The organism is Streptomyces sp. CNP082, assembly GCF_059570535.1.
Window position 1 is genome coordinate 1 of record NZ_JCANSZ010000076.1, and the last position, 26950, is coordinate 26950.

23 protein-coding genes are annotated in these 26950 nt (G+C 72.7%); 18 read left to right on the plus strand and 5 right to left on the minus strand.

Annotated elements, in window-relative coordinates; all coding sequences use genetic code 11:
* The 10 genes from B124_RS33850 to B124_RS33895 all read left to right on the plus strand — a co-directional run.
* On the plus strand, positions 1 to 244 hold a 244-nt coding region (locus tag B124_RS33850; RefSeq protein ID WP_496506852.1), incomplete at its 5' end, for a transposase.
* Positions 245 to 416: 172 nt separating this feature from the next.
* Positions 417 to 1433: a helix-turn-helix transcriptional regulator gene (locus tag B124_RS33855; RefSeq protein ID WP_496506853.1), complete on the plus strand. Its 1017-nt coding sequence runs from the start codon at positions 417 to 419 to the stop codon at positions 1431 to 1433.
* A gap of 47 nt (positions 1434 to 1480) precedes the next feature.
* Positions 1481 to 2410: a helix-turn-helix transcriptional regulator gene (locus B124_RS33860; protein WP_496506871.1), complete on the plus strand. Its 930-nt coding sequence runs from the start codon at positions 1481 to 1483 to the stop codon at positions 2408 to 2410.
* Positions 2411 to 2521: 111 nt separating this feature from the next.
* On the plus strand, positions 2522 to 2734 hold the full coding sequence (locus tag B124_RS33865) for a hypothetical protein (protein ID WP_496506854.1): 213 nt from the start codon (positions 2522 to 2524) through the stop codon (positions 2732 to 2734).
* A gap of 134 nt (positions 2735 to 2868) precedes the next feature.
* Complete coding sequence (tatA, locus tag B124_RS33870; RefSeq protein ID WP_496506855.1) at positions 2869 to 3159, plus strand: Sec-independent protein translocase subunit TatA; 291 nt, start codon at positions 2869 to 2871, stop codon at positions 3157 to 3159.
* A gap of 133 nt (positions 3160 to 3292) precedes the next feature.
* The gene (gene tatC / locus B124_RS33875) at positions 3293 to 4249 is read left to right on the plus strand and encodes a twin-arginine translocase subunit TatC (RefSeq protein WP_496506872.1); all 957 of its coding nucleotides are present in this window, start codon (positions 3293 to 3295) and stop codon (positions 4247 to 4249) included.
* A gap of 17 nt (positions 4250 to 4266) precedes the next feature.
* Positions 4267 to 5157, plus strand: coding sequence for a diacylglycerol kinase (locus B124_RS33880; RefSeq protein ID WP_496506856.1), 891 nt, complete (start codon positions 4267 to 4269; stop codon positions 5155 to 5157).
* A gap of 115 nt (positions 5158 to 5272) precedes the next feature.
* Positions 5273 to 8110: a DEAD/DEAH box helicase gene (locus tag B124_RS33885; protein ID WP_496506857.1), complete on the plus strand. Its 2838-nt coding sequence runs from the start codon at positions 5273 to 5275 to the stop codon at positions 8108 to 8110.
* A 38-nt stretch (positions 8111 to 8148) separates the two neighbouring features.
* Positions 8149 to 9723 carry an oxidoreductase gene (locus tag B124_RS33890; protein WP_496506858.1) on the plus strand — a complete coding sequence of 525 codons (1575 nt, stop codon included), beginning with the start codon at positions 8149 to 8151 and terminating at the stop codon, positions 9721 to 9723.
* A 246-nt stretch (positions 9724 to 9969) separates the two neighbouring features.
* Entirely contained in the window at positions 9970 to 10248 is a 279-nt protein-coding gene (locus B124_RS33895) for a L,D-transpeptidase (protein ID WP_496506859.1), read from the plus strand.
* 111 nt (positions 10249 to 10359) lie between these two features.
* Here B124_RS33895 and B124_RS33900 read toward each other — a convergent pair whose 3' ends face one another.
* Positions 10360 to 11271 carry a 5'-3' exonuclease gene (locus B124_RS33900; RefSeq protein ID WP_496506873.1) on the minus strand — a complete coding sequence of 304 codons (912 nt, stop codon included), beginning with the start codon at positions 11269 to 11271 and terminating at the stop codon, positions 10360 to 10362.
* A gap of 235 nt (positions 11272 to 11506) precedes the next feature.
* Here B124_RS33900 and B124_RS33905 point away from each other — a divergent pair, with 235 nt between their 5' ends.
* Positions 11507 to 12577 carry a quaternary amine ABC transporter ATP-binding protein gene (locus tag B124_RS33905; protein WP_496506860.1) on the plus strand — a complete coding sequence of 357 codons (1071 nt, stop codon included), beginning with the start codon at positions 11507 to 11509 and terminating at the stop codon, positions 12575 to 12577.
* On the plus strand, positions 12570 to 15197 hold the full coding sequence (locus B124_RS33910; protein ID WP_496506861.1) for an ABC transporter permease/substrate binding protein: 2628 nt from the start codon (positions 12570 to 12572) through the stop codon (positions 15195 to 15197). Before B124_RS33905 ends, B124_RS33910 begins: the two co-directional genes overlap by 8 nt.
* A 99-nt stretch (positions 15198 to 15296) precedes the next feature.
* Here the strand turns inward: B124_RS33910 and B124_RS33915 are convergent, their stop codons facing one another.
* Positions 15297 to 16379, minus strand: coding sequence for an SLAC1 family transporter (locus B124_RS33915; RefSeq protein WP_496506862.1), 1083 nt, complete (start codon positions 16377 to 16379; stop codon positions 15297 to 15299).
* A 70-nt stretch (positions 16380 to 16449) separates the two neighbouring features.
* On the opposite strand from B124_RS33915, the gene B124_RS33920 reads away from it, so the two are divergent.
* Positions 16450 to 17385: a LysR family transcriptional regulator gene (locus tag B124_RS33920; RefSeq protein WP_496506863.1), complete on the plus strand. Its 936-nt coding sequence runs from the start codon at positions 16450 to 16452 to the stop codon at positions 17383 to 17385.
* 84 nt (positions 17386 to 17469) lie between these two features.
* Positions 17470 to 18327, plus strand: coding sequence for an SAM-dependent methyltransferase (locus B124_RS33925; protein ID WP_496506864.1), 858 nt, complete (start codon positions 17470 to 17472; stop codon positions 18325 to 18327).
* Positions 18328 to 18349: 22 nt separating this feature from the next.
* On the opposite strand, the gene B124_RS33930 is transcribed toward B124_RS33925, so the two are convergent.
* From B124_RS33930 to B124_RS33940, 3 genes are all read right to left on the minus strand, one after another.
* Positions 18350 to 19042 carry a gamma-glutamyl-gamma-aminobutyrate hydrolase family protein gene (locus B124_RS33930; protein ID WP_496506865.1) on the minus strand — a complete coding sequence of 231 codons (693 nt, stop codon included), beginning with the start codon at positions 19040 to 19042 and terminating at the stop codon, positions 18350 to 18352.
* A 15-nt stretch (positions 19043 to 19057) separates the two neighbouring features.
* Entirely contained in the window at positions 19058 to 20572 is a 1515-nt protein-coding gene (gene eat, locus B124_RS33935; RefSeq protein ID WP_496506866.1) for an ethanolamine permease, read from the minus strand.
* Between the two features lie 141 nt (positions 20573 to 20713).
* Entirely contained in the window at positions 20714 to 21454 is a 741-nt protein-coding gene (locus B124_RS33940) for a FadR/GntR family transcriptional regulator (RefSeq protein WP_496506867.1), read from the minus strand.
* A gap of 97 nt (positions 21455 to 21551) precedes the next feature.
* Here B124_RS33940 and B124_RS33945 point away from each other — a divergent pair, with 97 nt between their 5' ends.
* The 4 genes from B124_RS33945 (at position 21552) to B124_RS33960 (ending at position 26920) form a co-directional block, all read left to right on the plus strand.
* Positions 21552 to 22952 carry a glutamine synthetase family protein gene (locus B124_RS33945; RefSeq protein WP_496506868.1) on the plus strand — a complete coding sequence of 467 codons (1401 nt, stop codon included), beginning with the start codon at positions 21552 to 21554 and terminating at the stop codon, positions 22950 to 22952.
* 11 nt (positions 22953 to 22963) lie between these two features.
* Entirely contained in the window at positions 22964 to 24367 is a 1404-nt protein-coding gene (locus tag B124_RS33950) for an aldehyde dehydrogenase family protein (RefSeq protein WP_496506869.1), read from the plus strand.
* A gap of 5 nt (positions 24368 to 24372) precedes the next feature.
* A complete protein-coding gene (locus tag B124_RS33955; RefSeq protein WP_496506870.1) occupies positions 24373 to 25158 on the plus strand; it encodes a 3-oxoacyl-ACP reductase in 786 nt (261 codons plus the stop codon).
* 157 nt (positions 25159 to 25315) lie between these two features.
* Positions 25316 to 26920: an IS1634 family transposase gene (locus tag B124_RS33960; RefSeq protein WP_496500751.1), complete on the plus strand. Its 1605-nt coding sequence runs from the start codon at positions 25316 to 25318 to the stop codon at positions 26918 to 26920.
* Positions 26921 to 26950: the final 30 nt, after the last annotated feature.

The window sequence follows — 26950 nt, forward strand, 5'->3', positions numbered from 1 at the left end:
ACAGGACACCGACCACTGGCGCCGCCGCTACGGACACCGCGCTGGCGTCGAGGGCACCATCTCCCAGGGCGTCCAAGCCTTCGGCCTGCGCAGATCCCGCTACCGCGGCCTCGCCAAGACCCGGCTCCAGCACCACTTCACCGGCGCCGCCATCAACCTCGCCCGCATCGACGCCTGGCTCACCGGCAGGCCCCTCGCCCGCACCCGCGTCTCACCCTTCGCAGCACTCCGCCCCGCTGGATGAGATCCAGCGGGGCGGATTAACCAACAGCGTCCAGACGGCGGGGGCCTTCGCTTTGGCCGCCGGGCCCAGGCGGAGTACGGTCGTTCTCTGCGAACATCAGCGACACGTGCGGACGACGGCCGCCGGCGGCGGCCACGGCCTGCCCCGGACGCGCAATAAGGAGAACCCCTCGATGGCGATCGCCAAGGCGGAGCGGCTGATGTGCCTGGCGCTGTGCCTGCTCGGCACCGGCCGCCCGCTCAGCAAGCGTGAGCTGCGCACGTCCATCGAGGCGTACGTGGAAGCCTTCGGACCCGGCCGCGGCACCGCGTTCGGCTCGGACACCTCCGGCGAGGACGCCTTCAACCGGATGTTCGAGCGGGACAAGGACGACCTGCGCGAGCTGGGCATGGTCATCGACACCGTGGAGAGCCTGGACGGCGAGCCGGGCTACCTGGCCCGCCGGGACAACAACAGGCTGCCGCCCGTGACCCTCGACGCGGAAGAGGCCGCCGCCCTCACAGTGGCCGCGAAAGTCTGGCAGCAGGCCCGGCTCGCGGGTGCGGCCAGCGGGGCGCTGCAGAAGCTGCGCGCGGCCGGGATGCCGCTCGCCGGGGCCGCCGACGGAGCCGAGGCCGGCGCGGCAGAGCAGGTCAGCGCGCTGGAGCCGCGGATTCCGGTACGTGAGGCGGCGTTCGAGCCGCTGATGCTCGCCTGCCGCGACCGCCGGCCCGTCGTCTTTCCGTACCGCAAGTCCAATGCGGCCCGCCCGGAGGACCGGCACGTCGAGCCGTGGCAATTGGAGTGCTGGCGCGGCCACTGGTACCTCGTCGGCCACGACCGCGGCCGGGACGCCGAGCGCGTCTTCCGGCTCTCACGCATCACCGGCCGGGTCCGCAACCGCGGGCGCGGCTTCACCGCCGAGGTGCCGGACCGGGTGACCGTGCGCGAGACCGTCGAGCGCTGGGCCGGCGAGATCGCGGACCGCTCGGCTCTGATCCGGCTGCGTGCCGGCGCCGGCTACCCGCTGCGCGCCCGCGCGTACGGCATCCGCGAGGCCGTGCTCCCCGGCTGGGACGAGCTGGAGATCCCGTACGGGCACGGTCTTGACGCCTGGCTGGTGGAGTTCGGGCCCGACGTGGTCGTCCTGGAGCCCGCCGAACTGCGGGCCGACGTCATCGACCGGCTGCGTGCCGTGGCCAAGGGCTGAGGGGGAGCGGGGGAGCAGTGGCCAGTGCCATCGACCAGACCCGGCGGATGCTGTCGCTGGTGACGTATCTGCGGGAACGCAACGGCGCGTACCTCTCGGACGTCGCCCGCGCCTTCGGCGTCACCGAGGACGAGCTGATCTCCGACCTCGACGTGCTGCCCATGTGCGGGACGAGCTTCCGCGGCGGCGACCTGCTCGACATCGACACCGACGGCGAGCGCATCTGGTTCCGCAACCCCGAGTCCACCGGCACCGGCGAGCCGCTGCGACTGGCCGCCGATGAGGCCACCGCCCTGCTGGTGGCCGCCCGGGCGGTGGCCACGCTGCCGGGGCTGCGGACCGGCGACCGGCAGGCGCTGCTGCGGGCCACCGCGAAGCTGGAGGCCGCGGCCGGCGAGTCGGCGCAGGCCAGCTCCAGCCTGTCGGTGACCTTCGAGTCCGAGGGCGGGGTCTTCGCCGAAGTGGACCGGGCGATCTCGGAGGGCCGCCGGCTGTGGCTGCGGTACTACTCGCCGTCCCGCGACGAGCTGACCGAGCGGGAGATCGACCCGATCCGGCTGGTCTCCGTCGGGCACACCTACGTGGAGGCGTGGTGCCGGCTGTCGGAGGCGCGGCGTACGTTCCGGCTCGACCGGGTCGCCGCGATCCGGATCCTCGACGCCCCGGCCGACCCGCCGCCCGTCGAACTGCGCGACCTGTCGGAGGGCATCGTCCAGCCGTCCGCGGAGGACCCCGAGGTCGTCATCGAGGTGGGCCCCGGCGGCCGTTGGGTCGCCGAGTACTACCCGCACGACAGCGCGGAGGAGCTGCCCGACGGGGGCCTGCGGATCTCGCTGCGCGCCCCGGACCCGGCGTCGCTGCGCCGGCTGGCGCTGCGGCTGGGGCGGGACGGGCGGATCGTCGCGCCCGGCGATCTGGCGGACAGCGCGCGCGACGCGGCGGTCAAGGCGCTTGCCGCGTACGACGATCAGGGGTGAACCTCGCAATTCCGGCTTACAGGATGTTGCGTACGTATCACCTGTGCCCTTCCGGAAGCCGGTGTCGGGTCCGGCGGGCCCGGCGGCTAGGCTTCGCCCATGCTGTGGCCCATGACCGCCGTCGTGCTCGGCTTCCTCGGGCTCGTCGCCCTTGCCATTCCCGCGGTTCGAGTCGGGCTTGAGGTGCACCGGCTCGCCCGCCGCCTGGACGACGCGGCACAGCAGGTCAGCCGTCTGACGAGCGATCTTGAGCGCGCGGCGGCGGATGTCGCCCGGCAGGCGGGGCCGGGACACGACCTCCCCGGATCGGATTTCGGGAGGTAGGCTGCTGGTCGCGGCTCCGGTGCGAGGCGGGGGCCACGATTGGTGTACGACGGGGGATTGCCTGGAGTTCACCCCAGCGGGTTACGATCGATCACGCCCAAACCCACGCAGCCTCGGTGAGAAGGTAGACGCATATGCTCGGACGGCTCGGCCCTACCGAGATCATCCTCATTCTCGTCGTCGTCATCCTGCTGTTCGGCGCGAAGAAGCTTCCGGACATGGCCCGTTCGCTGGGCAAGTCGGCCCGCATCCTCAAGAGCGAGGCCAAGGCCATGAAGAACGAGGGCAAGACGGACGAGGCCGCTCCCGCGGACCCGCCGCAGCCCGCTCCGAAGACCATTCAGGCCGCCCCCGGCGACGTGACCAGCTCCCGCCCGGTGAGCGAGCCGCAGGTGAACGAGCAGCAGGCGCAGAAGCAGCAGTAGCAGCGCTGACCGATCCGCAGGGGCACACCGCGGCCGGAGACGGCCTCGCGGCACGAGATGAGGACGTGGGTTGCTAAGCGTTGCCCGCCGTAAGGAGCGCAAGGGGCGCAAGGAGAAGGACCCCGAGGGGCGCATGCCCCTCGCGGAGCACCTGAGGGAGCTTCGCGACCGGCTGGTGAAGGCCGTCGGGGCCATCCTGATCGTCACGATCGTCGCGCTCTTCTTCTACCGGGACATCATCGACTTCCTGATGAAACCGGTGCTCGACTCGGTGGGCTGTCCCACCGACACGCTCTCCGAGCTGAGCGACGCCAACGACGAGGGCAAGAAGGAAGTCTGCGGCGAGTTCACCGTGAGCGGCCTCATCTCGCCGTTCACCATCATGCTCAAGGTCTCCTTCATGACCGGGCTGGTGATCTCCACGCCGATCTGGCTGTACCAGCTCTGGGCCTTCCTGGCGCCCGGGCTGCACCAGAACGAGAAGAAGTACTCCGTGGGCTTCGTCGCCGTGGGTGTACCGCTCTTCGTCGGCGGCGCGTTCTTCGCGTACAAGATCCTGCCGGTGAGCGCCGAGGTGCTCCTGGAATTCACCCCTGACAACACCAGGAACTTCCTGCCGATCCCCGACTTCATCGACCTGCTGACCCGCATGGTCGTGGTCTTCGGCCTCTCCTTCGAGCTGCCCCTCATCCTCGTCATGCTGAACATGGGCGGCGCCGTCACCGGGCGGCGGATGCTGAGCTGGTGGCGCTGGATGATCATGGGCATCGTCGCCTTCGGTGCCATCGCCACCCCGAGCACCGACCCCATCGGCATGTTCGCGCTGGCCGGCCCGGTGATCCTGCTGTACTTCATGGCGACCGGGTTCGCCCTGCTCAACGACCGCCGCCGGGCCCGTATCGCGGCCCGGGGCCCGGCGGACGACGAGGCGTCCGACCTCGATCTCACCCCCGAGGACGTGGGGGACGTGGAGCCCGTGAGCGCCTCGGCATCGCTGCCGGAGCAGGCCACCGGCGAGGCCGACAGCGCCGGCGGTGCCGGGACCGGGGACGGTACGCCCCGCAGAAATGGTTACGACGACGCCACCTGACCGCTAGGGTCACGCGGGTGACCAGCGATATCACCGTGTTCGTCAACCCCACCGCGGGCCGCGGCCGGGGTGCCAAGGCCGCCCCCGTCGTCGCCGAGGCACTGCGCGACGCCGGCTACGAGGTGACCACCGTCCAGGGCCGCGACGCCGGCACCGCGCTCGCCGGCGCCCGCGAGGCCGTCGCCGCGGGCACCGGGGCGCTCATATCGGTCGGGGGCGACGGCATGGCCGCCCTCGCCCTGCAGGCCGTGGCCGGCACCGAGGTGCCCGTGGGCATCGTGGCCGTGGGCACCGGCAACGACTTCGCCCGCGCCACCGGGCTGCCCGTGCGCGACCCGGCCGCCGCGGCGGAGGTCGTCGTCGGCGCCCTGGAGGCCGGCAGCACCCGGGCCATCGACCTGGGCAAGGCGGGGGACACGTACTTCGGCACGGTGCTGGCCTCCGGCTTCGACTCGCGCGTCAACGACCGCGGCAACCGGATGAGCTGGCCGCCCGGCCGGTTCAAGTACGACGTGGCGATGGTCGCCGAGCTGGCGTCCTTCCGCCCGATCCCGTACAAGCTGCAGCTCGACGACGGGGCGGAGATCGAGACGGAAGCAACGCTTGTCGCCGTCGGCAACGGTCCGTCGTACGGCGGCGGCATGCGGATCTGCCACGAGGCGCGGATGGACGACGGGCTCTTCGACATCACCGTCGTCGGCCGGTGCAGCCGGCGCACCCTGCTGCGGGTCTTCCCGCGGGTCTACAAGGGCACCCACCTGACCCATCCGGTCGTCACGGTGCACCGGGCCGCGAAGGTGTCGCTGACGGCCGCGGGCGTCACCGGGTACGCGGACGGGGAGCCGCTGGGGCCGCTGCCGCTGACCGCCGAGTGCGTGCCGGGCGCGGCCCGGCTGCTGGTGCGCTGACCCGCCCGGCCGGCCCCGGACGCGCTCCCGGGCACCCCTGCTGCCCTCCGCTGACCTGGGGCGGTCCGAAAGATCGGGTGCGCTGTCGGTGGTGCCCGGTAGGCTCGTACTCACGATGACCGACGAGCACATCCCTCCCGCCGAGGCGTACGCGGCGGCCCGCCGCCGGGCCGCCGAGGAAGCCACCGCACTCGGCTCGTTCCGCGGGCTGTACGAGTTCGCGCTCGACCCCTTCCAGCTCGACGCCTGCCGGGCGCTGGAAGACGGCCGCGGCGTGCTGGTCGCGGCGCCCACCGGCTCCGGCAAGACGGTCGTCGGCGAGTTCGCCGTGCACCTCGCGCTGGAGCAGGGCCGCAAGTGCTTCTACACCACGCCGATCAAGGCGCTGTCCAACCAGAAGTACGGCGACCTCGTCCGGCGGTACGGCCCCGCGAACGTCGGCCTGCTGACCGGCGACAACACCATCAACTCCGACGCCCCGGTGATCGTCATGACCACCGAGGTCCTGCGGAACATGCTGTACGCGGGCTCCCGGACCCTCCTCGGCCTCGGCTACGTGGTCATGGACGAGGTGCACTACCTGTCCGACCGCTTCCGCGGCGCCGTCTGGGAAGAGGTGATCATCCACCTCCCCGAGTCCGTCACCCTGGTCTCCCTGTCGGCGACGGTCTCCAACGCCGAGGAGTTCGGCTCCTGGCTCGACACCGTCCGCGGCGACACCGCCGTCATCGTCTCCGAGCACCGCCCCGTGCCGCTGTGGCAGCACGTGATGGCCGGCCGCCGGATGTACGACCTGTTCGAGGAGCGCACCGGCGCCGCCGGCCGGCCGGAGCCCGCCAAGGCGGTCAACCCCGACCTGCTGCGGCTGGCCAGGCAGGAGTACTCCCGCCCGTCCGGCCCCCGCGACCGCCGCCGCGGCCGGGGCCGCGAGGCCGACCGGGAGCGCGAGCGCCGCTCCCGCTCGCGGATCTGGACGCCCAGCCGCGTCGAGGTCATCGAGCGGCTGGACGCCGAGGCGCTGCTGCCGGCGATCACGTTCATCTTCAGCCGCGCCGGCTGCGAGGGCGCCGTCCAGCAGTGCCTCTACGCGGGCCTCAGGCTCAACGACGAGGAGGAGCGCGCCGCGGTCCGCGAGATCGCCGAGCTGCGCACGGCCGCGATCCCCCGCGAAGACCTGCACGTGCTGGGCTACTTCGACTGGCTGGAGGCCCTGGAGCGGGGCATCGCCGCCCACCACGCGGGGATGCTGCCGACGTTCAAGGAGGTCGTCGAGGAGCTGTTCGCCAAGGGCCTGGTCAAGGCGGTGTTCGCGACCGAGACCCTGGCCCTGGGCATCAACATGCCGGCCCGCTCCGTGGTCCTGGAGAAGCTGGTGAAGTGGAACGGCGAGACCCACGCCGACGTCACGCCCGGCGAGTTCACGCAGCTGACGGGCCGCGCGGGGCGCCGCGGCATCGACGTCGAGGGCCACGCCGTGGTGCTGTGGCAGCGCGGCATGAGCCCGGAGTACGTCGCCGGTCTGGCCGGCACCCGTACGTACCCGCTGCGCTCCTCCTTCCGCCCCTCGTACAACATGGCGGTCAACCTCGTCGCCCAGTTCGGCCGGCACCGTACGCGCGAGCTGCTGGAGATGTCCTTCGCGCAGTTCCAGGCCGACAAGTCGGTCGTCGGCATCTCCCGCCAGGTGCAGAAGAACGAGGAGGGCCTGTCCGGCTACCGCGAGGCGATGACCTGCCACCTCGGCGACTTCGAGGAGTACGCGCGGCTGCGCCGCGACCTGAAGGACCGCGAGACGGAGCTGGCCCGCCAGGGCGCCGCGCAGCGCCGCGCCGCCGCCGCGGGCTCGCTGGAGAAGCTGCGCCCGGGCGACGTGATCCACGTCCCCACCGGAAAGTTCGCCGGCCTCGCCCTCGTCCTCGACCCCGGCACGCCCGCCGGCCGCACCAACGGCCACCGCGGTCTGGAGCACCACGACGGCCCCCGCCCGCTGGTGCTCACCGCCGGCCGGCAGGTCAAGCGGCTGGCCGCGATGGACTTCCCGGTGCCGGTGGAGCCGCTGGAGCGGATGCGCATCCCCAAGGCGTTCAACCCCCGGAGCCCGCAGTCCCGCCGTGACCTGGCCTCCGCCCTGCGCACCAAGGCCGGCCACCTGGAGCCGCGGCGGCACCGCAAGGAGCGCGCCCCCGCCGCCGACGACGCCGAGATCGCCCGGCTGCGCAAGTCGATCCGCGCCCACCCCTGCCACGGCTGCGACGACCGCGAGAACCACGCCCGCTGGGCCGAGCGGTATCACCGGCTGCTGCGCGACACCCGCCAGTTGGAGCGGCGTATCGAGGGCCGGACGAACACCATCGCCCGCACCTTCGACCGCGTCTACGCCCTGCTCACCGAGCTCGGCTACATCACCGAGGAGCACGGCCGCGAGCGGGTCACCGACGACGGCCGCCGCCTCGCCCGGCTCTACGGCGAGCTGGACCTGCTGGCCTCGGAGTGCCTGCGCGAGGGCGTCTGGGAGGGCCTGGGCCCCGCCGAGCTGGCCGCCTGCGCCTCCGCGCTGGTCTACGAGTCCCGGCAGGCCGACGACGCGCTGCCGCCGAAGCTCCCGGGCGGCGGCGCCAAGCGGGCCCTGGGCGACATGGTGCGCATCTGGGGCGGGCTCGACGCCCTGGAGGAGGACCACCGCATCAACCAGACCGAGGGCGTCGGCCAGCGCGAGCCGGACCTCGGTTTCGCCTGGGCCGCGTACCAGTGGGCGTCCGGGCGCAGCCTGGACGAGGTGCTGCGGGAGGCGGACATGCCGCCGGGCGACTTCGTGCGCTGGTGCAAGCAGTTGATCGACGTGCTCGGGCAGTTGTCCGCCGCGGCGGATCCCGAGAGCACGGTCGCGGGCAGCGCCCGCAAGGCGGTCGACAAGCTGCTGCGCGGCGTCGTGGCGTACACCTCGGTGGCCTGAGCAGCAGCGCTCCGCCGCGCGGGCACTACCCTTCCCGGGTGATCTCCTACGACGATCTGACGCCCCCGGAGCGGGAGTTGTGGGCCGCGTTTCCCGAGGGCCGCCTGGTCGACCTGCGCACCGGCGACGCGGCACGCGACGACCCCGCCGACGGCGCCGGCTGGGGCCCGGAACGTACGGTACGGGCCGCGGTCATCGCCGCGCTGCTGCTGGGCGCGCACCCGCCGCAGCCGGGCGCCATAGCCGCGCTGCGGCTGTCCGGGGCGCGGGTCACCGGAGAGCTGTACCTGGCCGGGGCGGAGACCTGCCACGAGCTGCGGCTGCGGCACTGCCTCCTGGACGAGGCGGTCGTCCTCAACTCGGCGGCCACGGCGAGTGTGCGCATCGACGACAGCGTGCTGCCCCGCATCGACGCCCGCATGGCGAGGGTCGAGGGCGTGCTGTCGCTGCGGCGGAGCCGGATCGCCGGTGCGCTGATGGCCGTCAACGCCAGGATCAGCGGCGAAATCCTCCTGCACGGCGCCCGGTTCGAGGGGGAGGAAGGCTGGTCGGTCTTCGCCGGCGGGATAGAGGTGGACGGGGCGGTCTTCCTGACCCACGGCTTCACCGGCGGCGGCGGGATCCGGCTCATCGGCGCCCGCCTTTCCGGCGGCCTCTTCCTCGACGGCGCGCGGATCGGTGCCGCGGACGGCCTCGCCCTCACCCTCGACCACGCCCATATCACCACCATCCGGCTCACCGACGGCTTCTCCCCGGCGGGCCGCCTGGAGCTGCGCGGCGCGCAGATAGCCGACCTGCTCACGTTCGACGGCGCCGGGCTCGGCGGCTGCACAGGCGTCGACTGCGCCCGGCTGCACGCCACCGACCTCCGCTTCACCCCGGCCGTTCCGCCCGCCGGGCCGGTGTCGCTCGGAGGCACGCAGGTGACCACGCTCCACGACGACCTCGACCGCTGGCCCGGCACCGTGCACCTCGACGGCTTCGTGTACGGCTCCATCCGGCCGGCGCAGCGGCCGGCGCCCGCGGCGCCGACGCCGCGCCCCGCGGCGGGGCCCGCGGCGGGTTCAGCGGCGGGGTCCGCGGCTGCGCCCGCAGGGCAGCACACCGCTGGGCAGGACTCCGTACCCCGCCGGCTCGACTGGATCCGCCGCGGCGCGGGCTACGCCCCGCAACCGTACGAGCAGCTCGCGGCCTGGTACCGGCAGATCGGGCACGTCGATGACGCCCGCCGCGTGCTGCTCGCCAAACAGCGCGCCCGCCGCCGCACCCTGAGCCCCGCGGGCCGCGCATGGAGCCTGCTGCTCGACGGGACGGTCGGCTTCGGCTACCGCCCCTGGCTGGCCGGGCTGTGGCTGGCGGCGCTCACGCTCCTGGGCAGCCTGGTCTTCGCCGCGGGGGACTCAAGGCGCGTGCGCGCCGGCGAGGGGCCGGAGTTCGAACCCTTCGTCTACGCCCTCGACCTGCTGATCCCCGTCGGGGGCCTCGGCCAGCGCGACTCCTGGTTCATGTCCGGCGGGCCGGCCCAGATCCTGTCGTACGTGTTCGTCGCCACCGGCTGGCTGCTGACAACAGCGCTGGTGGCCGGGGTGACGCGGACGCTGGAGCGGACGTAGCGGTGCCGCCCGCGCCGCCGCCGTGACCGGGTGACGCCGCTGCCCCGAACGTGGGAGGGACACGGGGTGTTGCGCCGCCGTACGGCCGCGGCCCTTGACCCTGTGAGCCATGCGTGGGACCAGACTCTGTTCCGCGGCGGTCTCCGCCGCCGCCCTGTCGGTGCTCGTGGCCGCGCCGGACGCCGCCACGGCCCCCGGCGACGAGCCGCCGTGCACGGCGGGCACCGCCCCGTACCAGCGGTGCCGGTGCGCACGGGGCGCGACGGCCTGGAGACCCGGGGCGGGTGGCACCGCATCTACTGGCGCAACATCGACCACGTCTCCACCATCTACGACGTCCCGATGCCGTACGCGCAGTTCTTCGGCGGCGGCCAGGCGCTGCACGGCACCGACGAGGACGTGTTCACCTCGGGCTCCGGGGGCTGCGTGAACCTCACGCTCGCGGACGCCAGGGCGCTGTGGGACCTGCTGCGCGAGGACGACCACGTCTACGTCTGGGGCACGAAGCCGGGCACGGGCGGCTGAGCGCCGCAGTGCCCGGATCGTGCCGCCGCGTACGCGCCGCCGGGGCCGGTCGCGGCGGACGGCGTCCAGGTCGTACGGCTTGGGGTACGGCGCCGCCGGTGCGGCCCGGTGTCAGCCGCGCAGCGTCGTCAGCAGCCGCTCCAGCGAGCCGCCGAGCCCCCATTGCTTCCCCAGCGCCGCAAGCCGCTCCGGGTCCCGCGGCGTCCGCGGCAGCCGCGGGTCGTGCGCCGGCAGCGGCACGTCGGCCGCGACCCGCACCACCTTCGGCGCCACCTCGACGTACGGCCGCGCCTCGGCGAGCCGGCGCCGCTGCGCCGGGGTGAGCCGGGAGGCGGGGTCGTCGACGGCGGCCATGATGCCGGCGAGGTCGCCGTAGGCGTCGAGCAGCTTGGCCGCGGTCTTCTCGCCGATGCCCGGCACGCCCGGCAGGCCGTCGCTGGGGTCGCCGCGCAGCAGGGCGAGGTCGGCGTAGCCGGAGCCGTCGACGCCGTACTTCTCGCGCAGGGCCGTGCCGTCCATGACGGTGGCGTTGCCGACGCCCTTGACGGGGTAGATCACCCGTACCCCGCGGGCGTCGTCGATGAGCTGGAACAGATCACGGTCGCCGGTGACGATGTCCACCGGCCCGGCGGCGTGCGCGGTCAGGGTGCCGATCACGTCGTCCGCCTCGTACGGGGCCACTCCCACCCGCGCGATGCCGAGGGCGTCCAGCACCTCCTCGATGACCGGCACCTGCGGCGAGAGCGTGTCCGGCACCTCCTCCTCGTCCGCCTCCGCCTCTCCGGGGTGCTCCTCGGCGACCCGGTGGGCCTTGTACGAGGGGATGAGGTCCACCCGCCACTGAGGCCGCCAGTCGGCGTCCATGCAGGCGACGAGGTCGTCGGGGCGGTGGTCGGCGACGAGCCGGGAGATGAAGTCGAGCAGCCCCCGCACCGCGTTCACGGGGGTGCCGTCGGGGGCCGTGACTGATTCCGGTACGCCGAAGTACGCGCGGAAGTAGAGGCTGGCCGAGTCGAGCAGCATCAGGCGTCGGGTCATCCCCTGATGATGCCGCATGCCATACGAACAAACCTGATCGCTATGTGAACTGGATCACGCCAAGGTTTGGACATCGGGATCCTGGGCAGCGGCGGAGTTGGAGTGAACCGATGGTCTATACACGGACAATTCGGTAAGTATCAGGGCAGAACCCACGTCACTCCGCGACCTGCCGACGGGGGAGGCAGGTCGATTTTTCCGTTCGAAGCGTGAGGTGTATGTGAGCAGGCTCCAGGCGGAGCACCTGTACAAGGTGTTCGGCAAACGGCCAGAAGACGCGGTCGCCAAACTAGAGGCCGGCGAGGACCGGGAAAAACTTCGCAAGAAGGGCACGACCCCGGCGGTGGTGGATGCCTCCTTCACCGTCGAGTCGGGCGAGATATTCGTGGTCATGGGCCTCTCCGGGTCCGGCAAGTCCACGTTGCTGCGCATGCTCAACGGGCTGCTCGACGCCACGTCGGGCCGGGTGCTCTTCGACGGCGAGGACCTGACGTCGCTGACCGACCGCCAACTGCGCGAGGTGCGCTCCACGAAGATCAGCATGGTCTTCCAGCACTTCGCGCTCTTCCCGCACCGCAGCGTCCTGGAGAACGCCGCGTACGGGCTGGAGGTCCAGGGCGTACCCCGGGAGGAGCGCGACAAGCGCGCCGCCGAGGCACTGGAGCTGACCGGCCTGAAGGGCTGGGAGCACCACTGGCCCGACGAGCTGTCCGGCGGCATGAAGCAGCGCGTCGGCCTGGCCCGCGCGCTGGCCACCGACGCCGACCTGCTGCTCATGGACGAGTCCTTCAGCGCCCTCGACCCGCTGATCCGGCGCGACATGCAGGATCAGCTCATCGAGCTGCAGTCCAAGCTGAAGAAGACCATCGTCTTCATCACCCACGACCTGAACGAGGCCATGCGCCTGGGCGATCGCATCGCCGTCATGCGCGACGGCCGCATCGTCCAGATAGGCACCCCCGAGGACATCCTCGTCCGGCCCGCGGACGACTACGTCCGCCGCTTCGTCGAGGACGTCGACCGCACCCGGGTGCTCACCGCCGGCTCCATCATGGAGGAGCCGCAGGACGGCCTCTCGACGAAGGAGCTGCGCGAGACCGCGCCCGTCAGCGTCACCGAGGACACCCCCGTGGCCGAGCTGTTCGGCCCGTTCGCGACCGGCGACGACGCCGTCGGCGTCACCGACGCCGACGGCGACCTGGTCGGGCTCGTGGGGCGCGGCCGGCTGCTGTCCATCCTGGGCGACCAGGCCGGCGACGACGAGGGCGAGAAGGTGACCGCAGGTGCCTGAGATCGACTTCGGGTCCCGGGTCGAGTCGGCCGTCGACTGGCTCAAGGACCACCTCGGCTGGCTCTTCGACTTCATCGACACCGTCCTGACCGGCATGTACGACGGCGTCAACGCCGTCCTCGACGCACCGGAACCGCTCGTCATGGCCGGCATCTTCGCCGTGATCGCCTTCTGGCTGCGCGGCCCGGTGCCCGCGGTGCTCGCGTTCGCCGGCTTCGCCGTCGTCGACTCGGTGCGACTGTGGCCGGAGGCCATGGAAACCCTGTCGATGGTGCTGGTCGCCACCGCGATCACCGTGGTGGTCGCCGTGCCGCTGGGCATCTGGGCGGCCCGTAACAAGGTCGTCAGCACCGCCGTCAGGCCGCTGCTGGACTTCATGCAGACGATGCCCGCCTTCGTCTACCTGATCCCGGGCGTCATCTTCTTCTCCATCGGCATCACCCCGGGCATCATCGCGACCATCGTGTTCGCCATGCCGCCCGGCGTGCGCATGACCGAGCTGGGCATCCGGCAGGTCGACGCGGAACTGGTCGAGGCCGCCGAGGCGTTCGGCACCAAGCCAGCCGACACGCTGCGCCGCGTGCAACTGCCGCTGGCGCTGCCGACGATCATGGCGGGCGTCAACCAGGTCATCATGCTCGCGCTGTCGATGGTCGTCATCGCCGGCATGGTCGGCGGCGGCGGCCTCGGCGAGGTCGTCTACAACGCCGTCACCCGGGTCGCCATCGGCACCGGCTTCGAGAGCGGCCTCGTCGTCGTCATCCTCGCCATGTACCTGGACCGGATGACCGGCGCGCTCAACCAGCGCGTCTCGCCGCTCGGCCGGCGCGCGCTCGCCAAGACCGCCGCCGCGGTCGACCGGTGGAAGTTCCTGCACTACAAGCCCACCACCGCGATCGCCACCGTCGGCATCGTCGTGCTGGCGCTGCTCGCCGGCGGGCTGAACCTGGCCGAGTCCGACGACGACGGAGGCCCCCCGCAGGCCGCCGCCTCCACGGACGTAGGCGAGGGCCGGCAGATCGACATCGGCTACATCCCGTGGGACGAGGGCATCGCCTCCACCTTCCTGTGGCAGGAGGTGCTGGAGCAGCGCGGCTTCAAGGCCGAGGCCAAGCAGCTCGACCCGGGCCCGCTCTTCACCGCCGTCTCCGAGGGCCAGGTCGACTTCCAGACCGACGCCTGGCTGCCCGTCACCCACGAGCAGTACTGGGACAAGTTCGGCGACAAGATGGAGGACATGGGCTCCTGGTACGGGCCGACGACGCTGGAGCTGTCCGTCCCGTCGTACATGAAGGACNTCAAGTCCCTTGAGGATCTGAAGGACCACAAGGGCGAGTTCGGCGGGAAGATCATCGGTATCGAGGCCAGCGCCGGGATGATGGGCATCCTGAAGGACAAGGTCGTGAACGAGTACGGCCTGGAGGACTGGGAGGTCGTCTCCTCGTCCACGTCCTCGATGCTCGCCGAACTGGAGCGCGCGTACGAGGCCGAGGAGCCGGTGGTCGTCACGCTGTGGTCGCCGCACTGGGCGTACAGCAAGTACGACCTGACCAAGCTGGAGGACCCGAAGGGCTCCTGGGGCTCGGGCGACGAGGTGCACACCACCGCGCGCAAGGGTTTCGCGAAGGACGAGCCCGTCGTCGCCGACTGGCTGCGCAACTTCACCATGGAGGAGAAGGAGCTCACCAGCCTGGAGGAGATGATCGTCAACGCCGGGGAGGGCAAGGAGCGGCAGGCCGTCCGCGACTGGCTGGAGCAGAACGAGGGCTACGTCGACAAGATCGCCCCGCTGCCCGGCGGCAACGGCGGCGCCACGCAGGGCAAGGACGCGGGCAAGACCGTGAACCTCGGCTACTTCCCGTGGGACGAGGCGATCGCCTCCACGTACCTGTGGCAGAACGTGCTGGAGGACCGCGGCTACAAGGCCAACGTCCAGCAGCTCGACCCCGGCCCGCTCTACACCGCGCTCGCCGAGGGCCAGATGGACGTGCAGTTCGACGGCTGGCTGCCTACGACGCACGAACAGTACTGGGAGAGATTCGGCGACAACCTCACCGACGTCGGCTCCTGGTACGGGCCGACGACGCTGGAGCTGTCCGTCCCGTCGTACATGAAGGACATCAAGTCCCTTGAGGATCTGAAGGACCACAAGGGCGAGTTCGGCGGGAAGATCATCGGTATCGAGGCCAGCGCCGGGATGATGGGCATCCTGAAGGACAAGGTCGTGAACGAGTACGGCCTGGAGGACTGGGAGGTCGTCTCCTCGTCCACGTCCTCGATGCTCGCCGAACTGGAGCGCGCGTACGACAAGAAGGAGCCCATCGTCGTCACGCTCTGGTCGCCGCACTGGGCCTACGGCAAGTGGGACCTGACCAAGCTGGAGGACCCGAAGGGGGCCTGGGGCGAGGGCGACGACATCCACACCGTGGCCAAGAAGGACTTCGCCGAGGACTTCCCGGAGTTCCACAAGTGGCTGAAGGACTTCAAGCTCTCGGAAGAGGAGCTGTCCTCGCTGGAGGTCGAGATCCAGAACGGCGGACAGGGCAAGGAGAAGGAGTCCGCCCGTACGTGGCTGGACGACAACCCCGAGGTCGTCGACAGGATCGCACCGCTGTCCTGACCGACGGCCGCACCACCGGCCGGGCGCCCCGTCGTCCCCCCTCTACGGGGGCGGCGGGGCGCTCCGGCGTTTTCGGGGCGGGGGAGTGCGGGTCCGCCGCTAGCGGGCCGGGGCCGCGAGGAGGCCGCCGCGGGCCACCGCCGTCCCCGTACGCACCGCGGCCGTCAGCCAGGCCGCCACCAGCAGCCCGTACAGCAGCACCGCCAGGCCGCGGAACGCCGTGAGCCCCGTGTGCTCCGCCAGGCTCGCCGCGCCCGTCACACAGGTGCCCACCGGGAACGTGAACGCCCACCAGGTCAGCGCGAACGGCATGCCGCGCCGCACGGCCCGTACGACCAGCGCCCCCGCCACCGCCAGCCACAGCAGCGCGAAGCCGAGCACCGGCACCCCGTACAGCGTCGCGAACGCCCCCGGCACCGCCGCCGAGCCGTCCGCCAGTGCGCCCGCCGCCGTCGCCGACTGCCCGAGCGGCCCCAGCACCAGGAACAGCGCCGGCGTCAGCGCGGGCGGCAGCGGCCCCCGCTCCACCAGCCGGGCGAAGACCAGCGGCAGCATCAGCAGCGTCGCCAGCAGGCTCATCCCGAACATCGCGAAGCAGCCCAGCACCAGCGTCTCCCGCCACTGCCCCGCCGGCAGCCGCGGCGCCAGCGCCGGGCCGGTCGCGGCCGACACCATCGGCGCCACCACCGGCAGCAGCCACACCGGCGAGGCGTCGCCGGGCCGCACCCGGTGGCGTACGACCATCAGATACGGCACGGCCACCGCCGCCGCCAGCCCCACCGCGCTCCCCGCCGCCCACAGCGCGGCGTGCACGGCGAACGCCGCGTCCGCGCCCGTCACCCGCGCGCCCACGGCCGTCGTCGCGGCGCCGGCCGCGAGCAAGGCCATCGACAGGCACCCGTAGAACGGCGCGACCGCCGGATCGGCGAGGTGCTCCCGGGCGCGGTCGGCGTGCCGGGCCCAGTGCACGGCGCGCGCGGCAAGCAGCACGGCGAGGAGAACGCCGGAGAGCGCCCAGACGGGCACGAGCGCGGCGGCGGGCAGGCCGACCGCGGCGCCGGCGGTGGCGACGATGGCGGTGCCCATGACGGCGGCGTACCAGTTCGGGCCGAGGTCGCGGGTGGACCGCCGCTGCCGGACGCGGGCTGCGGGGCGGGGGCGTACGAGCGTGGTGGCGGCCATGGCGCCAGCCTCGCCGGGGCCGCGGGCGCCCGGTAGAGACCGCTCCTCTCTCGGCTCATAAGCTGGGGTTATGAGTGAGTACGGGGCCGGGGACGGCCCGGAGCCGTCGCTGGCCCGCCGGGTGCCGGATCTGGCGGCGCTGGAACTGCTGCTCGCCGTCGCCCGGCTGGGCAGCCTCGGGCGGGCGGCGAAGGCCGTCGGCGTGAGCCAGCCCGCGGCGAGCGCCCGCATCCGGTCCATGGAGCGGCAGCTCGGCGTCGCGCTCGTCCACCGCTCGCCGGGCGGCTCGCGGCTCACCGATGCGGGCGGCGTGGTGACGGAGTGGGCCCGCCGGGTCGTGGAGGCGGCGGAGGCGTTCGACGCGGGTGCGGCGGCGCTGCGCGCGCGGCGTGACTCGCGGCTGCGGGTGGCGGCGAGCCTCACCGTCGCGGAGTACCTGCTGCCCGGCTGGCTGGTCGCGCTGCGCGCGGCGCGGCCGGAGACGGCGGTGTCGCTGCAGGCGGGGAACTCGGTGGCGGTGGCGTCCCAGGTCCGCTCCGGGGCGGCGGACCTGGGGTTCGTCGAGGGCTCGGGGGTGCCGGAAGGGCTGGACGGCGTGGTGATCGGGCACGACCGGCTGCTGGTCGTCGTGGCGCCGTCGCATCCGTGGGCGCGGCGGCGCGACCTGCCGCCGGCGGAGCTGGCGGGGGCGGCGCTGGTGCTGCGGGAGCAGGGGTCGGGCACGCGGCAGGTGCTGGACGAGGCGCTGGCCCCGTACGGCGGGCTGGGGGTGCCGCTGCTGGAGCTGGCGTCGACGACGGCGGTGAAGTCGGCGGCGGTCACGGGGGCGGGACCGGCGGTGCTGTCGGAGCTGGCGGTGGCGGACGAGGTGGCGGCGCGGCGGCTGGTGCCGGTGGGGGTGGCGGGGCTGGACCTGGGCCGGGCCCTGCGGGCGGTGTGGCCGCGGGGCCCGCGTCCTTCGGGGCCGGCGCGGGACCTGCTGTCGCTGACGCGGACGGGTGCGTAGAGGGGCGGGGTCCCGTCCGCTGCGTTACCCTCGTTCCAGCTTTTCTTGATCTTTGAGGCGTCCAGTGGACGCGGGGAGCGCGCGGTGTCAGCAGACGACCAGTCCTTCATACCCGGCGTGTCCGTCGACCAGCCGACGTCCGCCCGCGTCTACGGCTGGCTGCTCGGCGGCAAGGACAACTACGCCGTCGACCGGGAGTTCGCCCTCAAGCAGCTCCAGGAGTTCCCCGCCGGGCTCGATATCACCCGGGAGAACCGGCTGTTCCTCTTCCGGGCCGTGCGCTGGCTCGTGCAGGAGGCCGGCATCCGGCAGTTCCTCGACATGGGCTGCGGCCTGCCCACGGACAACAACGTCCACCAGGTCGCCCGGCGCTTCACCCCCGACGCCCGCGTCGTGTACGTCGACAACGACCCCATCGTCCTCGCCCACGGCCGCGCGCTGCTCGCCGAGGACGCCTCCACCCTCGTCATCGACGGCGACCTGCGCGACCCCGCCACCATCCTCGACGACCCGCTCGTCACCCGGCTCATCGACTTCGACGAACCGCTCGCCGTGCTCTACCTGTCGGTCATGCACCACGTACCCGACGCCGACGACCCCGTCGGCGTGCTCGGCGCCGTGCTCGACCGCGTACGGCCCGGGAGCTGCGTGTGCCTGTCGCAGGTGGTGACCGACGACCCCGCCACCAGTGCCGCGATGACCGAGAGCGTGCGCGCCAAGGGCATCCCGTGGCAGACCCGGACACCCGCCGAGGTCGACGCCCTCGTCGCGGGTCTGGAGCCGGTCGAGCCCGGGCTCGTGGATCTCGTCGACTGGCGGCCCGACCGGTTCCAGCCGCCGCTGGCCCCCGTCGACCCGGCTCTCACGCCCTACCTCGGCACCACCGAGCACGCCAAGCCCGTCTACGAGTACGGCGGCATCGTCCGCAAGCCCGGGAGCTGAGCCGGCCGGCCCCTCGACTCCCTCAGCCCGCCGCCTCCACCAGGCCCCGCATCACCCGCAGGTCGTCGCCCATCTCCGGGTGCCACTGCACCCCCAGCGCGAAGCTCCGCGCCTCCGGCAGCTCCAGCGCCTCCACCACCCCGTCCGCCGCGTGCGCCGACGCGACCACGCCGGCGCCCAGCTCCGCCAGCGACTGGTGGTGGTACGCCGGGACCGTCACCGCCTCCGGCAGCAGCGAGGCGAGCCGCGTGCCCGGCACCGGCCTGATCTCGTGGGCGCCGAAGACGCCCGGCTGTTCGCGGTGGCCCTCCAGGTGCTGGCGCAGGGTGCCGCCGCGCAGGACGTTCATCAACTGCGCCCCGCGGCAGATCCCCAGCAGCGGCAGCTCCGCCGCCAGGGCCGCGTCGATCAGGGCGAGTTCCCAGGCGTCCCGCTCGCGTGAGGTCGGGGTGACGGCGTCGGTGCGGGCGTCCGGCGCGGCGCCGTAGCGGGCCGGGTCCAGGTCCGGGCCGCCGGCGACGACCAGGCCGTCCAGGCGGCGCAGCGTTTCCGGCGCGCGGGCCGGGGCGTCCGGCGGGAGCAGCGCGGCGAGGCCGCCGGCGCGCTGGGTGAGGCGATGGTAGCCGGCGGGCAGCAGGGCGGCGGGCAGGCGCCACGGGCCCCACCGGGCCTCGTCGAGGAGGTAGGTGGAGATGCCGATCAGGGGCCGGTTCATCGGTTCCTCCTCGCCTCAGGAGCGTTCGAGTTCGGCCTCGGCCTCGGCCAGCGCCGCGAACTCCTCCTCGGGCGCGGCTGCGACCAGCCGGTGCCGACTGTAGAGGGCGAAGTACCCCACGGCCACCGCGTACACGCAGCCCGCGATCATCGCCGCCCACTTGTCCACCAGGAACGTGGCCACCAGCGCCGACAGCGCGAGCACGAACGCCACCGCGGAGGTCACCGCGCCGCCGGGCGTGCGGTACGGCCGGTGCAGCCCCGGCTCGCGGCGGCGCAGCACGATGTGCGAGAGCGCCATCAGCGCGTACGAGATGGTGGCCCCGAAGACCGCGACGTTCAGCATCCGGGCGCCGTCGCCCGTCCCGGCGGCCAGCGCGAAGCCGAGCGCGCCGGGCACCAGCAGCCCCAGGTACGGGGCCTTGCGGCGGGAGGTGAGGGACAGGACGCGCGGCAGGTAGCCGGCCCGGGAGAGCGCGAAGAGCTGGCGCGAGCCGGCGTAGATGAGGGAGAAGAACGACGCGACGAGCCCGGCGAGGCCCGCGTAGTTGACGAACCGGCTGAGCGCCGTCGCCTCGCCGTCCGGCTGCAGGGCCGCCACCAGCGGATTGCCCGCGTCCTGCACGGCGGCCGGGCCGCGGGCGCCGGACGCGGCGATGAAGGTGACGACGGCGAGCAGCAGCAGCGCGCCCATCGCCCAGGCCATGGCGCGCGGCAGCGTACGGGACGGGTCCCTGGTCTCCTCCGCGGCCAGCGGCACGCCCTCGACGCCCAGGAAGAACCACATCCCGAACGGGAACGCCGCCCAGATGCCCATGATCCCGAACGGCAGCCAGGAGCTGGCGCCGAAGGCGCCGTTGTCGACGGGGATGTCGTCGAGCGAGCCGGCGCTGAACTCGGTGAGGGCGCCCACGGCGAAGATGAGCAGCGCCGCGACCGCGACGGCGGTCACGACGAGGCTGAAGCGCAGCGCCTCGCCGACGCCCCACAGGTGGATGCCGAGGAAGATTGCGAAGCAGGCGAGGTAGACGGGCCAGCCGGAGGTGAGCCCGAAGAGCTCCAGCGACTCGACGTAGTCGCCGATGAAGATGACGATCGCGGCCGGCGCGAGGACGTACTCGATGAGGATCGCCGTGCCGGTCATGAACCCGCCCCAGGGGCCCAGCGCCTTGCGGGCGAAGCCGTAGCCGCCGCCCGCGGTGGGCAGGACGGCGGCCAGCTCGGCGAGGGCGAAGACCAGGCAGGTGTACATCACGCCCATCAGCAGCGCGGCGATGGCCAGGCCGCCGAAACCGCCCTCCGCCAGGCCGAAGTTCCAGCCCGAGAAGTCGCCGGAGACGACGTACGCCACGCCGAGGCCGGTGAGCAGCAGCGGCCCGGCGCTGCCGGCGCGCAGCGCGCGGCGCCGGAGGTAGGCGTCGTCCGCCGCGGCGTGCGGGGCGGGGCCGGAGGAGGGGCCGGAGCCGGGGGCGTCGTCGGGGGCGGCGCGGGGGCCGGGCGGTGCCGTGCGGGACTCGGTGCCTTCGCTCATTGTGCCGCTCCTGCCTCAACGGAGGGTGGGACGCAGTAATGGTGTGGCCCCATACCATTGCGGCGCGGACGTGACGAGCGCAAGCCCCGTGCATGAAGGTCCTGTTACGCCGCCCGGCCGCGGCGGCGCTCACCCGGGCGCTCAGCCAAGGAAGCCGCGCAGCAGCGCCGCGGTGCCGGCGCAGTGCTCCCGCATCAGGTCGCGGGCGGCGTCGGGGTCGCCGTCGAGCACCGCCCCGACGAGCGCCGCGTGCTGCGCCTGGCTGTGCTCCAGGTTTCTGACCAGCAGCGGGATGCAGTCCAACAGCTCGTTGACCGTGGCCCGTACGGCGGCGTACTGCGCGGCGAGCCGCGGCGAGCCCGCGAGTTCGGCCAGGGTCAGGTGCAGCAGGGTGTCCAGCCGCCGGTAGTCGCCCAGCGGCGCGTCGTGCGTGGCCTCAAGGGCGGCGCGCAGCCGGGCCCGCTGCGCCGGGGTCATCCCGGTGCCGGCGCACAGCTCCGCCGCGCCGGTCTCCAGCACCTCGCGGAAGCGGAGCACGTCCTCCAGGTCCGTACGCTCCGTGCGCCGGCGCAACTCCTCCTGCGCGTCCCGGCGTGCGGCCGTACGCTCCCGTACGAACGTGCCCCCGTAGCGCCCCCGGCGGCTCTCCACCAGGCCCTCGTCCTGCAGGACCTTCAGCACGTCCCGCAGCGTCACCCGGCTGATCCGCAGCCGCTCGGCCAACTCCCGCTCCGCGGGCAGCCGCTCGCCCGGCGCCACCAGGCCCAGGCGCAGCACCTGGAGTATCTGCTCCAGCGCCTCTTCGAAGCCGTTGCCCGCGCGCACCGGACGCAGTACGGTCCGCAGCCCGTCGCCAACCGCCGCGCTGGTGAACGCCGTCATCCCGACCCCCGCTCTGAGACCCGCCGCCTCTGCCCACTTCCCAACCAAAGGTATCCACGCCTACCTTAAGACGTCCGCAGAAGAGGGGACCGCTTCCGTGACCGACTCCGACCGCACCCCCGCGCTGCCCGTGCCCGAGCTGCGCCGGCTCGTCGACGCCGGTGAGCTCGACACCGTAGTCCTGGCCTTCACGGACATGCAGGGCAGGCTGCAGGGCAAGCGCTTCGCCGCCCCTTTCTTCCTCGACGAGGTCCTGGCGCACGGTACCGAGGGCTGCAACTACCTGCTCGCCGTGGACGCCGACATGAACACCGTCGGCGGCTACGACATGTCCTCCTGGGAGCGCGGCTACGGCGACTTCGCCATGCACCCCGACCTCGCCACCCTGCGCCGCATCCCCTGGCACCCCGGCACCGCCATGGTCACCGCCGACCTCGCCTGGCACGACGGCACGCCCGTCACCGCCTCCCCGCGGCAGGTGCTGCGCCGCCAGCTCGACCGGCTCGCCGACCGCGGCTGGACCGCGTACGTGGGCACGGAGCTGGAGTTCATGGTCTTCAAGGACACCTACGAGCAGGCGTGGAACAGTGCGTACCGGGGCCTGACCCCCGCCAACCAGTACAACGTCGACTACTCCGTCCTCGGCACCGCCCGCGTCGAGCCTCTGCTGCGCCGCATCCGCAACGAGATGGGCGCCGCCGGCATGACCGTGGAGTCCGCCAAAGGCGAGTGCAACCTCGGCCAGCATGAGATCGCCTTCCGCTACGCGGACGCGCTGACCACCTGCGACCAGCACAGCATCTACAAGACCGGCGCCAAGGAGATCGCCGCCCAGGAGGGCACGGCGCTGACCTTCATGGCCAAGTACGACGAGCGCGAGGGCAACTCCTGCCACATCCACCTGTCCCTACGCGACGCCGCCGGAGCCCCCGTCTTCGCCGCCCCCCAGGGCTCCGACGGCTCCGACGAGGGAGCCGCCCCGTACGGCATGTCCGAGACCATGCGGCACTTCGTTGCCGGACAGCTCGCCTGCCTGCCCGAGCTGACCCTCCTGTACGCCCCGAACATCAACTCCTACAAGCGCTTCCGGCCCGGCTCCTTCGCCCCCACCGCCGTCGCCTGGGGCCCCGACAACCGCACCTGCGCCATCCGCGTCGTCGGCCACGGCGCCTCGCTGCGGCTGGAGAACCGGCTGCCCGGCGGCGACGTCAACCCGTACCCCGCCGTCGCCGGGATGATCGCCGCCGGGCTGCACGGCGTCGAGCACAAGCTCGAACTCCCCGACGCCTGCACCGGGAACGCGTACACCGGCGACGCCGCGCACGTCCCCGCCGCCCTCCGGGACGCCGCCGGGCTGTGGAGCGACAGCACGCTCGCCCGCGAGGCGTTCGGCGAGGACGTCGTACGGCACTACCGCAACATGGCGCGGGTCGAGCAGGAGGCGTACGACACCGCCGTCACCGACTGGGAACGCTTCCGGTCCTTCGAGCGCATGTGAGGTCGACTCCCTTGGCAGACGCAGCAGCACCAGCACCGCCCCACGCCACCCCGCACGAGCACACCGTCGTCAACCCCGCCACCGAGGAGACCGTCGCCGCCGTCCCGGCCGCCGGACCCGCCGAGGTCGCCGCCGTCGTCGCCCGCGCCGCCGAGGCGCAGCGGGGCTGGGCCGCCCTCGCCCCCGGCGACCGCGCCCGGCTGCTGCGCCGCTTCGCCGCCGAGGTCGACGCCCGGATCGGTGAACTGGCCGGGCTGGAGGTCGCCGAGGCCGGACACCCCCTGGCCGCCGCCCGCTGGGAGGCGGGCAACGTACGCGACCTCCTCGACTACGCCGCCGGGGGAGTGGAGCGCCTCACCGGCAGCCAGATCCCGGTGGCCGGCGGGCTCAACGTCACCTTCGCCGAGCCGCTCGGCGTCGTCGGCGTCATCGCCCCGTGGAACTTCCCCATGCCCATCGCCGCCTGGGGCAGCGCACCCGCGCTCGCCGCCGGCAACGCCGTCGTGCTCAAGCCCGCCGAGACCACCCCGCTGACCGCGCTGCGCCTCGCCGAGCTGGCGCTCGAAGCGGGCCTGCCCGAGGGGCTGTTCCAGGTCGTGCCGGGCACGGGACCGGTCGCGGGCGCCGCGCTCGTGGATCACCCGCAGGTGGCGAAGGTCGTGTTCACCGGCTCCACCGCCGTCGGCAAGCGCATCGCGGCGCGCTGCGCGGAGCAGGTCAAGCGCGTCACCCTCGAACTCGGCGGCAAGAGCCCGAACATCGTCTTCGCCGACGCCGACCTGGAGCGCGCCGCAGCCGCCGCCCCCGCCTCGTTCCTGGACAACACCGGCCAGGACTGCTGCGCCCGCAGCCGCATCCTCGTGCAGCGGAGCGTGTACGAGCGCTTCCTCGCCCTGCTGGAGCCCGCCGTCCACGCCTTCACCGCCGGCGACCCCGCGGACCCCGCGACGCGGATGGGCCCGCTGATCTCCGCGGCCCACCGCGAGCGGGTCCGCGGCTACGTCGCCGAGTCCCGCCCCGCCGCCATCCGCGGCACCGTCCCCGCGGGCCCCGGGTACTGGTACCCCGCCACCGTCCTGACCGACGCGCCCCCCGACGACCCGGTCAGCCGCGAGGAGGTCTTCGGCCCCGTCGCCGTCGTCCACGCCTTCGACGACGAGGCCGACGCCGTACGCCTCGCCAACGCCGGCCCGTACGGTCTGTCGGGCTCGCTGTGGACCCGCGACGCCGCCCGCGCCATCCGGGTCTCGCGCGCCGTGGCCGCCGGGAACCTCTCGGTCAACTCCCACAGCAGCGTGCGCTACTGGACGCCCTTCGGCGGCTTCAAGCAGTCCGGCCTCGGCCGCGAGCTGGGCCCGGGCGCGCTCACGTCGTTCACCGAGACCAAGAACGTCTTCATCAGCAGCGAGGAGTGAGCACGTTGACCGACCAGACCCCCGTCTGCCGCCGGCTGCCCGGCCGCACCGCCGTCGTCACCGGAGCCGGCAGCGGCATCGGGCTGGCCACCGCCCGCCGGCTCGCGGCCGAGGGCGCGCACGTCGTCTGCGCCGACGTCGACGAGGCCGCGGGCGCGGCGGCTGCCGAGGCCACCGGCGGGCTGTTCGTACGCACCGACGTGACGGTCCCCGACGACGTCGAGGCGCTGTTCCGGACCGCGTACGACACGTACGGCTCGGTCGACGTCGCGTTCAACAACGCCGGCATCTCGCCGCCCGAGGACGACTCCATCCTGGCCACCGGCATCGACGCCTGGCGCCGCGTGCAGGAGGTCAACCTCACCTCCGTCTACCTGTGCTGCCAGGCCGCCATCCCGTACATGCAGCGGCAGCGGCGCGGCTCGATCGTCAACACCGCCTCGTTCGTGGCCGTCATGGGCGCCGCGACCTCCCAGATCAGCTACACCGCCTCCAAGGGCGGCGTGCTGGCCATGTCCCGCGAGCTGGGCGTGCAGTTCGCCCGGGAGGGCATCCGCGTCAACGCCCTGTGCCCGGGACCGGTCAACACCCCGCTGCTCCAGGAGCTGTTCGCCAAGGACCCCGAGCGCGCGGCCCGGCGGCTGGTGCACATCCCGGCGGGGCGCTTCGCGGAGGCGGAGGAGATCGCCGCCGCGGTGGCGTTCCTGGCGAGCGACGACGCGTCGTTCGTCAACGCAGCGGAGTTCCTGGTCGACGGCGGCATCGCGGGCGCGTACGTCACGCCGCTGTGAGCGCGCTCTAGACCCGGACTTCGCGGGTCGTTGATTCGTATGGTGTGACTGGTCCGGGGGTGTCCCGGGTCGGTCGTTCGGCGTTGGGTGGGGTGTGTCGATGACTTCCCGGTCCCCGCGGCCACGGTCTGTCCGTCAGCGCCTTGATGTGGTGGTGATGTCCGTGGTGGAGAAGCGTCTGGGCGCTCTGCCTGTCGCTGCCGAGTTTCTGCGCCGGTTGGATGTCGCGGGGGTCGTCGACGAGGTGTGCCCGGGGGGTGCGAGCGCGCATCTGACCCATGGGCAGGTGGTCGAGGCATTGGTGGCCAACCGGCTGACCTCGCCGGCACCGCTGGTGAGGGTCGGTGACTGGGCCCGCACCTGGGCGGTGGAGGAGATCTTTGGTATCGAGGCGGATCTGCTCAACGACGACCGTCTGGCCCGGGCCCTGGACGCGATCGCCCCGAAACTGGAGGCCATCGCGGGCACCGTCGGCGCACGGGCCATCTCCGAGTTCGGCATCGATGTGTCGCGGCTGCACTGGGATATGACCAGCATGTCCGTCCATGGCGCCTATCCGGTCCAGGACCAGGACGAGCAGTACCCGGTCATTGCCCACGGGCGTCCCAAGGACCGGCGGGTGGACCTTAAGCAGGTCCAGACGGGGCTTGCGGTGTCCGCCGACGGCGGCATCCCCGTCCATGCCCGGGTCCTGGGCGGCAAAGCGGCCGAGGTCAGCCAGGCCGTCGGGGCGATGAAGGACCTGCAAGGCATGGCCGGTGAACAGAAGTTCCTGATGGTTGCCGACTCCAAACTGGTGTCGTACGCCAACATCACCGCGCTTTTGTCGGCCGGGGTGGACTTCATCGCCCCCGTCCCGGCTGCCCAGGTCAAGGACGAGGTCTATGCCGCGCTGGATCTCACCCAGGCCCAGGCTGTGGACTGGGTGCCCGGGCGGGACGCGGGCAAGCCCGCCGACCAGCGGGAGAGCTACCGGGTTCTGGAGGACGTCCATACCCTGACCGGGCCCCGCAAGCGGGACCCCGTGCACCGGGTGCGCCGGGTCCTGGTGCACTCCACCGCCGTTGCAGCGGGCCAGCGCAGAGCCCGCGAGAAGCGTCTGGCCCGGGCCGGTGAGGAGATGGACAAACTCGCGAGTGCAGCCGGCGGCCGGCACTACAAGACCGGCTCGAAGATCACCGCTCGCATCGGAGTCATCGCAGCCAAACGCCATGTGACCTCCTGTCTGCGCTGGACGATCACCGAAGACGAACACGGAAAGCCCACCCTGGCCTGGCACTTCGACCAGGAAGCCTTGGCCTCCGAGGCCGCCGTGGACGGCTGGTACGCGCTGCTGACCAGCATCCCGGCCGAGCGGGCCAACTCGGCCCGGATCCTGGTCCACTACAAGGGCCAGGGCGCGGTCGAACGCCGCTACCACGACTTCAAAGGCCCCCTGGCGGTCGCACCGGTCTTCGTGCAGCACAACCGGCGCGTCGCCGCCCTGATCCAGGTCATCTGCCTGGCCCTGCTCGTCTTCTGCCTCATCGAACGCCAGGCCAGACGCGCCCTCGGCGGCGACCAGACCATGACCGGCCTCTACCCGGACAACCGCCGAGCCCGCCCCACCGGCCGCATGATCTTCTACCACCTCGGCGAACTCACCCTGAGGATCGGCAACCTCACTGACCCGCCCACCGTCCAGATAACCCGCGGCGTCCAACTCCACCTCCTCGACCTACTCGATACCGACATCGGACAAACCCGCTGGCCACAGACCTGAAAGGTGACCCGCGAAGTCCGGGTCTAGAGG

What these genes read in the sequence shown, in the direction of transcription:
- B124_RS33855 (WP_496506853.1), top strand. Translation starts at nt 417, where the DNA reads ATGGCGATCGCCAAGGCGGAGCGGCTGATGTGCCTGGCGCTGTGCCTG.
- B124_RS33860 (WP_496506871.1), top strand. Translation starts at nt 1,481, where the DNA reads ATGCTGTCGCTGGTGACGTATCTGCGGGAACGCAACGGCGCGTACCTC.
- B124_RS33865 (WP_496506854.1), top strand. Translation starts at nt 2,522, where the DNA reads ATGACCGCCGTCGTGCTCGGCTTCCTCGGGCTCGTCGCCCTTGCCATT.
- tatA (WP_496506855.1), top strand. Translation starts at nt 2,869, where the DNA reads ATGCTCGGACGGCTCGGCCCTACCGAGATCATCCTCATTCTCGTCGTC.
- tatC (WP_496506872.1), top strand. Translation starts at nt 3,293, where the DNA reads ATGCCCCTCGCGGAGCACCTGAGGGAGCTTCGCGACCGGCTGGTGAAG.
- B124_RS33885 (WP_496506857.1), top strand. Translation starts at nt 5,273, where the DNA reads ATGACCGACGAGCACATCCCTCCCGCCGAGGCGTACGCGGCGGCCCGC.
- B124_RS33900 (WP_496506873.1), bottom strand. Translation starts at nt 11,271, where the DNA reads ATGCTGCTCGACTCGGCCAGCCTCTACTTCCGCGCGTACTTCGGCGTA.
- B124_RS33915 (WP_496506862.1), bottom strand. Translation starts at nt 16,379, where the DNA reads ATGGCCGCCACCACGCTCGTACGCCCCCGCCCCGCAGCCCGCGTCCGG.
- B124_RS33920 (WP_496506863.1), top strand. Translation starts at nt 16,450, where the DNA reads ATGAGTGAGTACGGGGCCGGGGACGGCCCGGAGCCGTCGCTGGCCCGC.
- B124_RS33930 (WP_496506865.1), bottom strand. Translation starts at nt 19,042, where the DNA reads ATGAACCGGCCCCTGATCGGCATCTCCACCTACCTCCTCGACGAGGCC.
- eat (WP_496506866.1), bottom strand. Translation starts at nt 20,572, where the DNA reads ATGAGCGAAGGCACCGAGTCCCGCACGGCACCGCCCGGCCCCCGCGCC.
- B124_RS33940 (WP_496506867.1), bottom strand. Translation starts at nt 21,454, where the DNA reads ATGACGGCGTTCACCAGCGCGGCGGTTGGCGACGGGCTGCGGACCGTA.
- B124_RS33960 (WP_496500751.1), top strand. Translation starts at nt 25,316, where the DNA reads ATGTCCGTGGTGGAGAAGCGTCTGGGCGCTCTGCCTGTCGCTGCCGAG.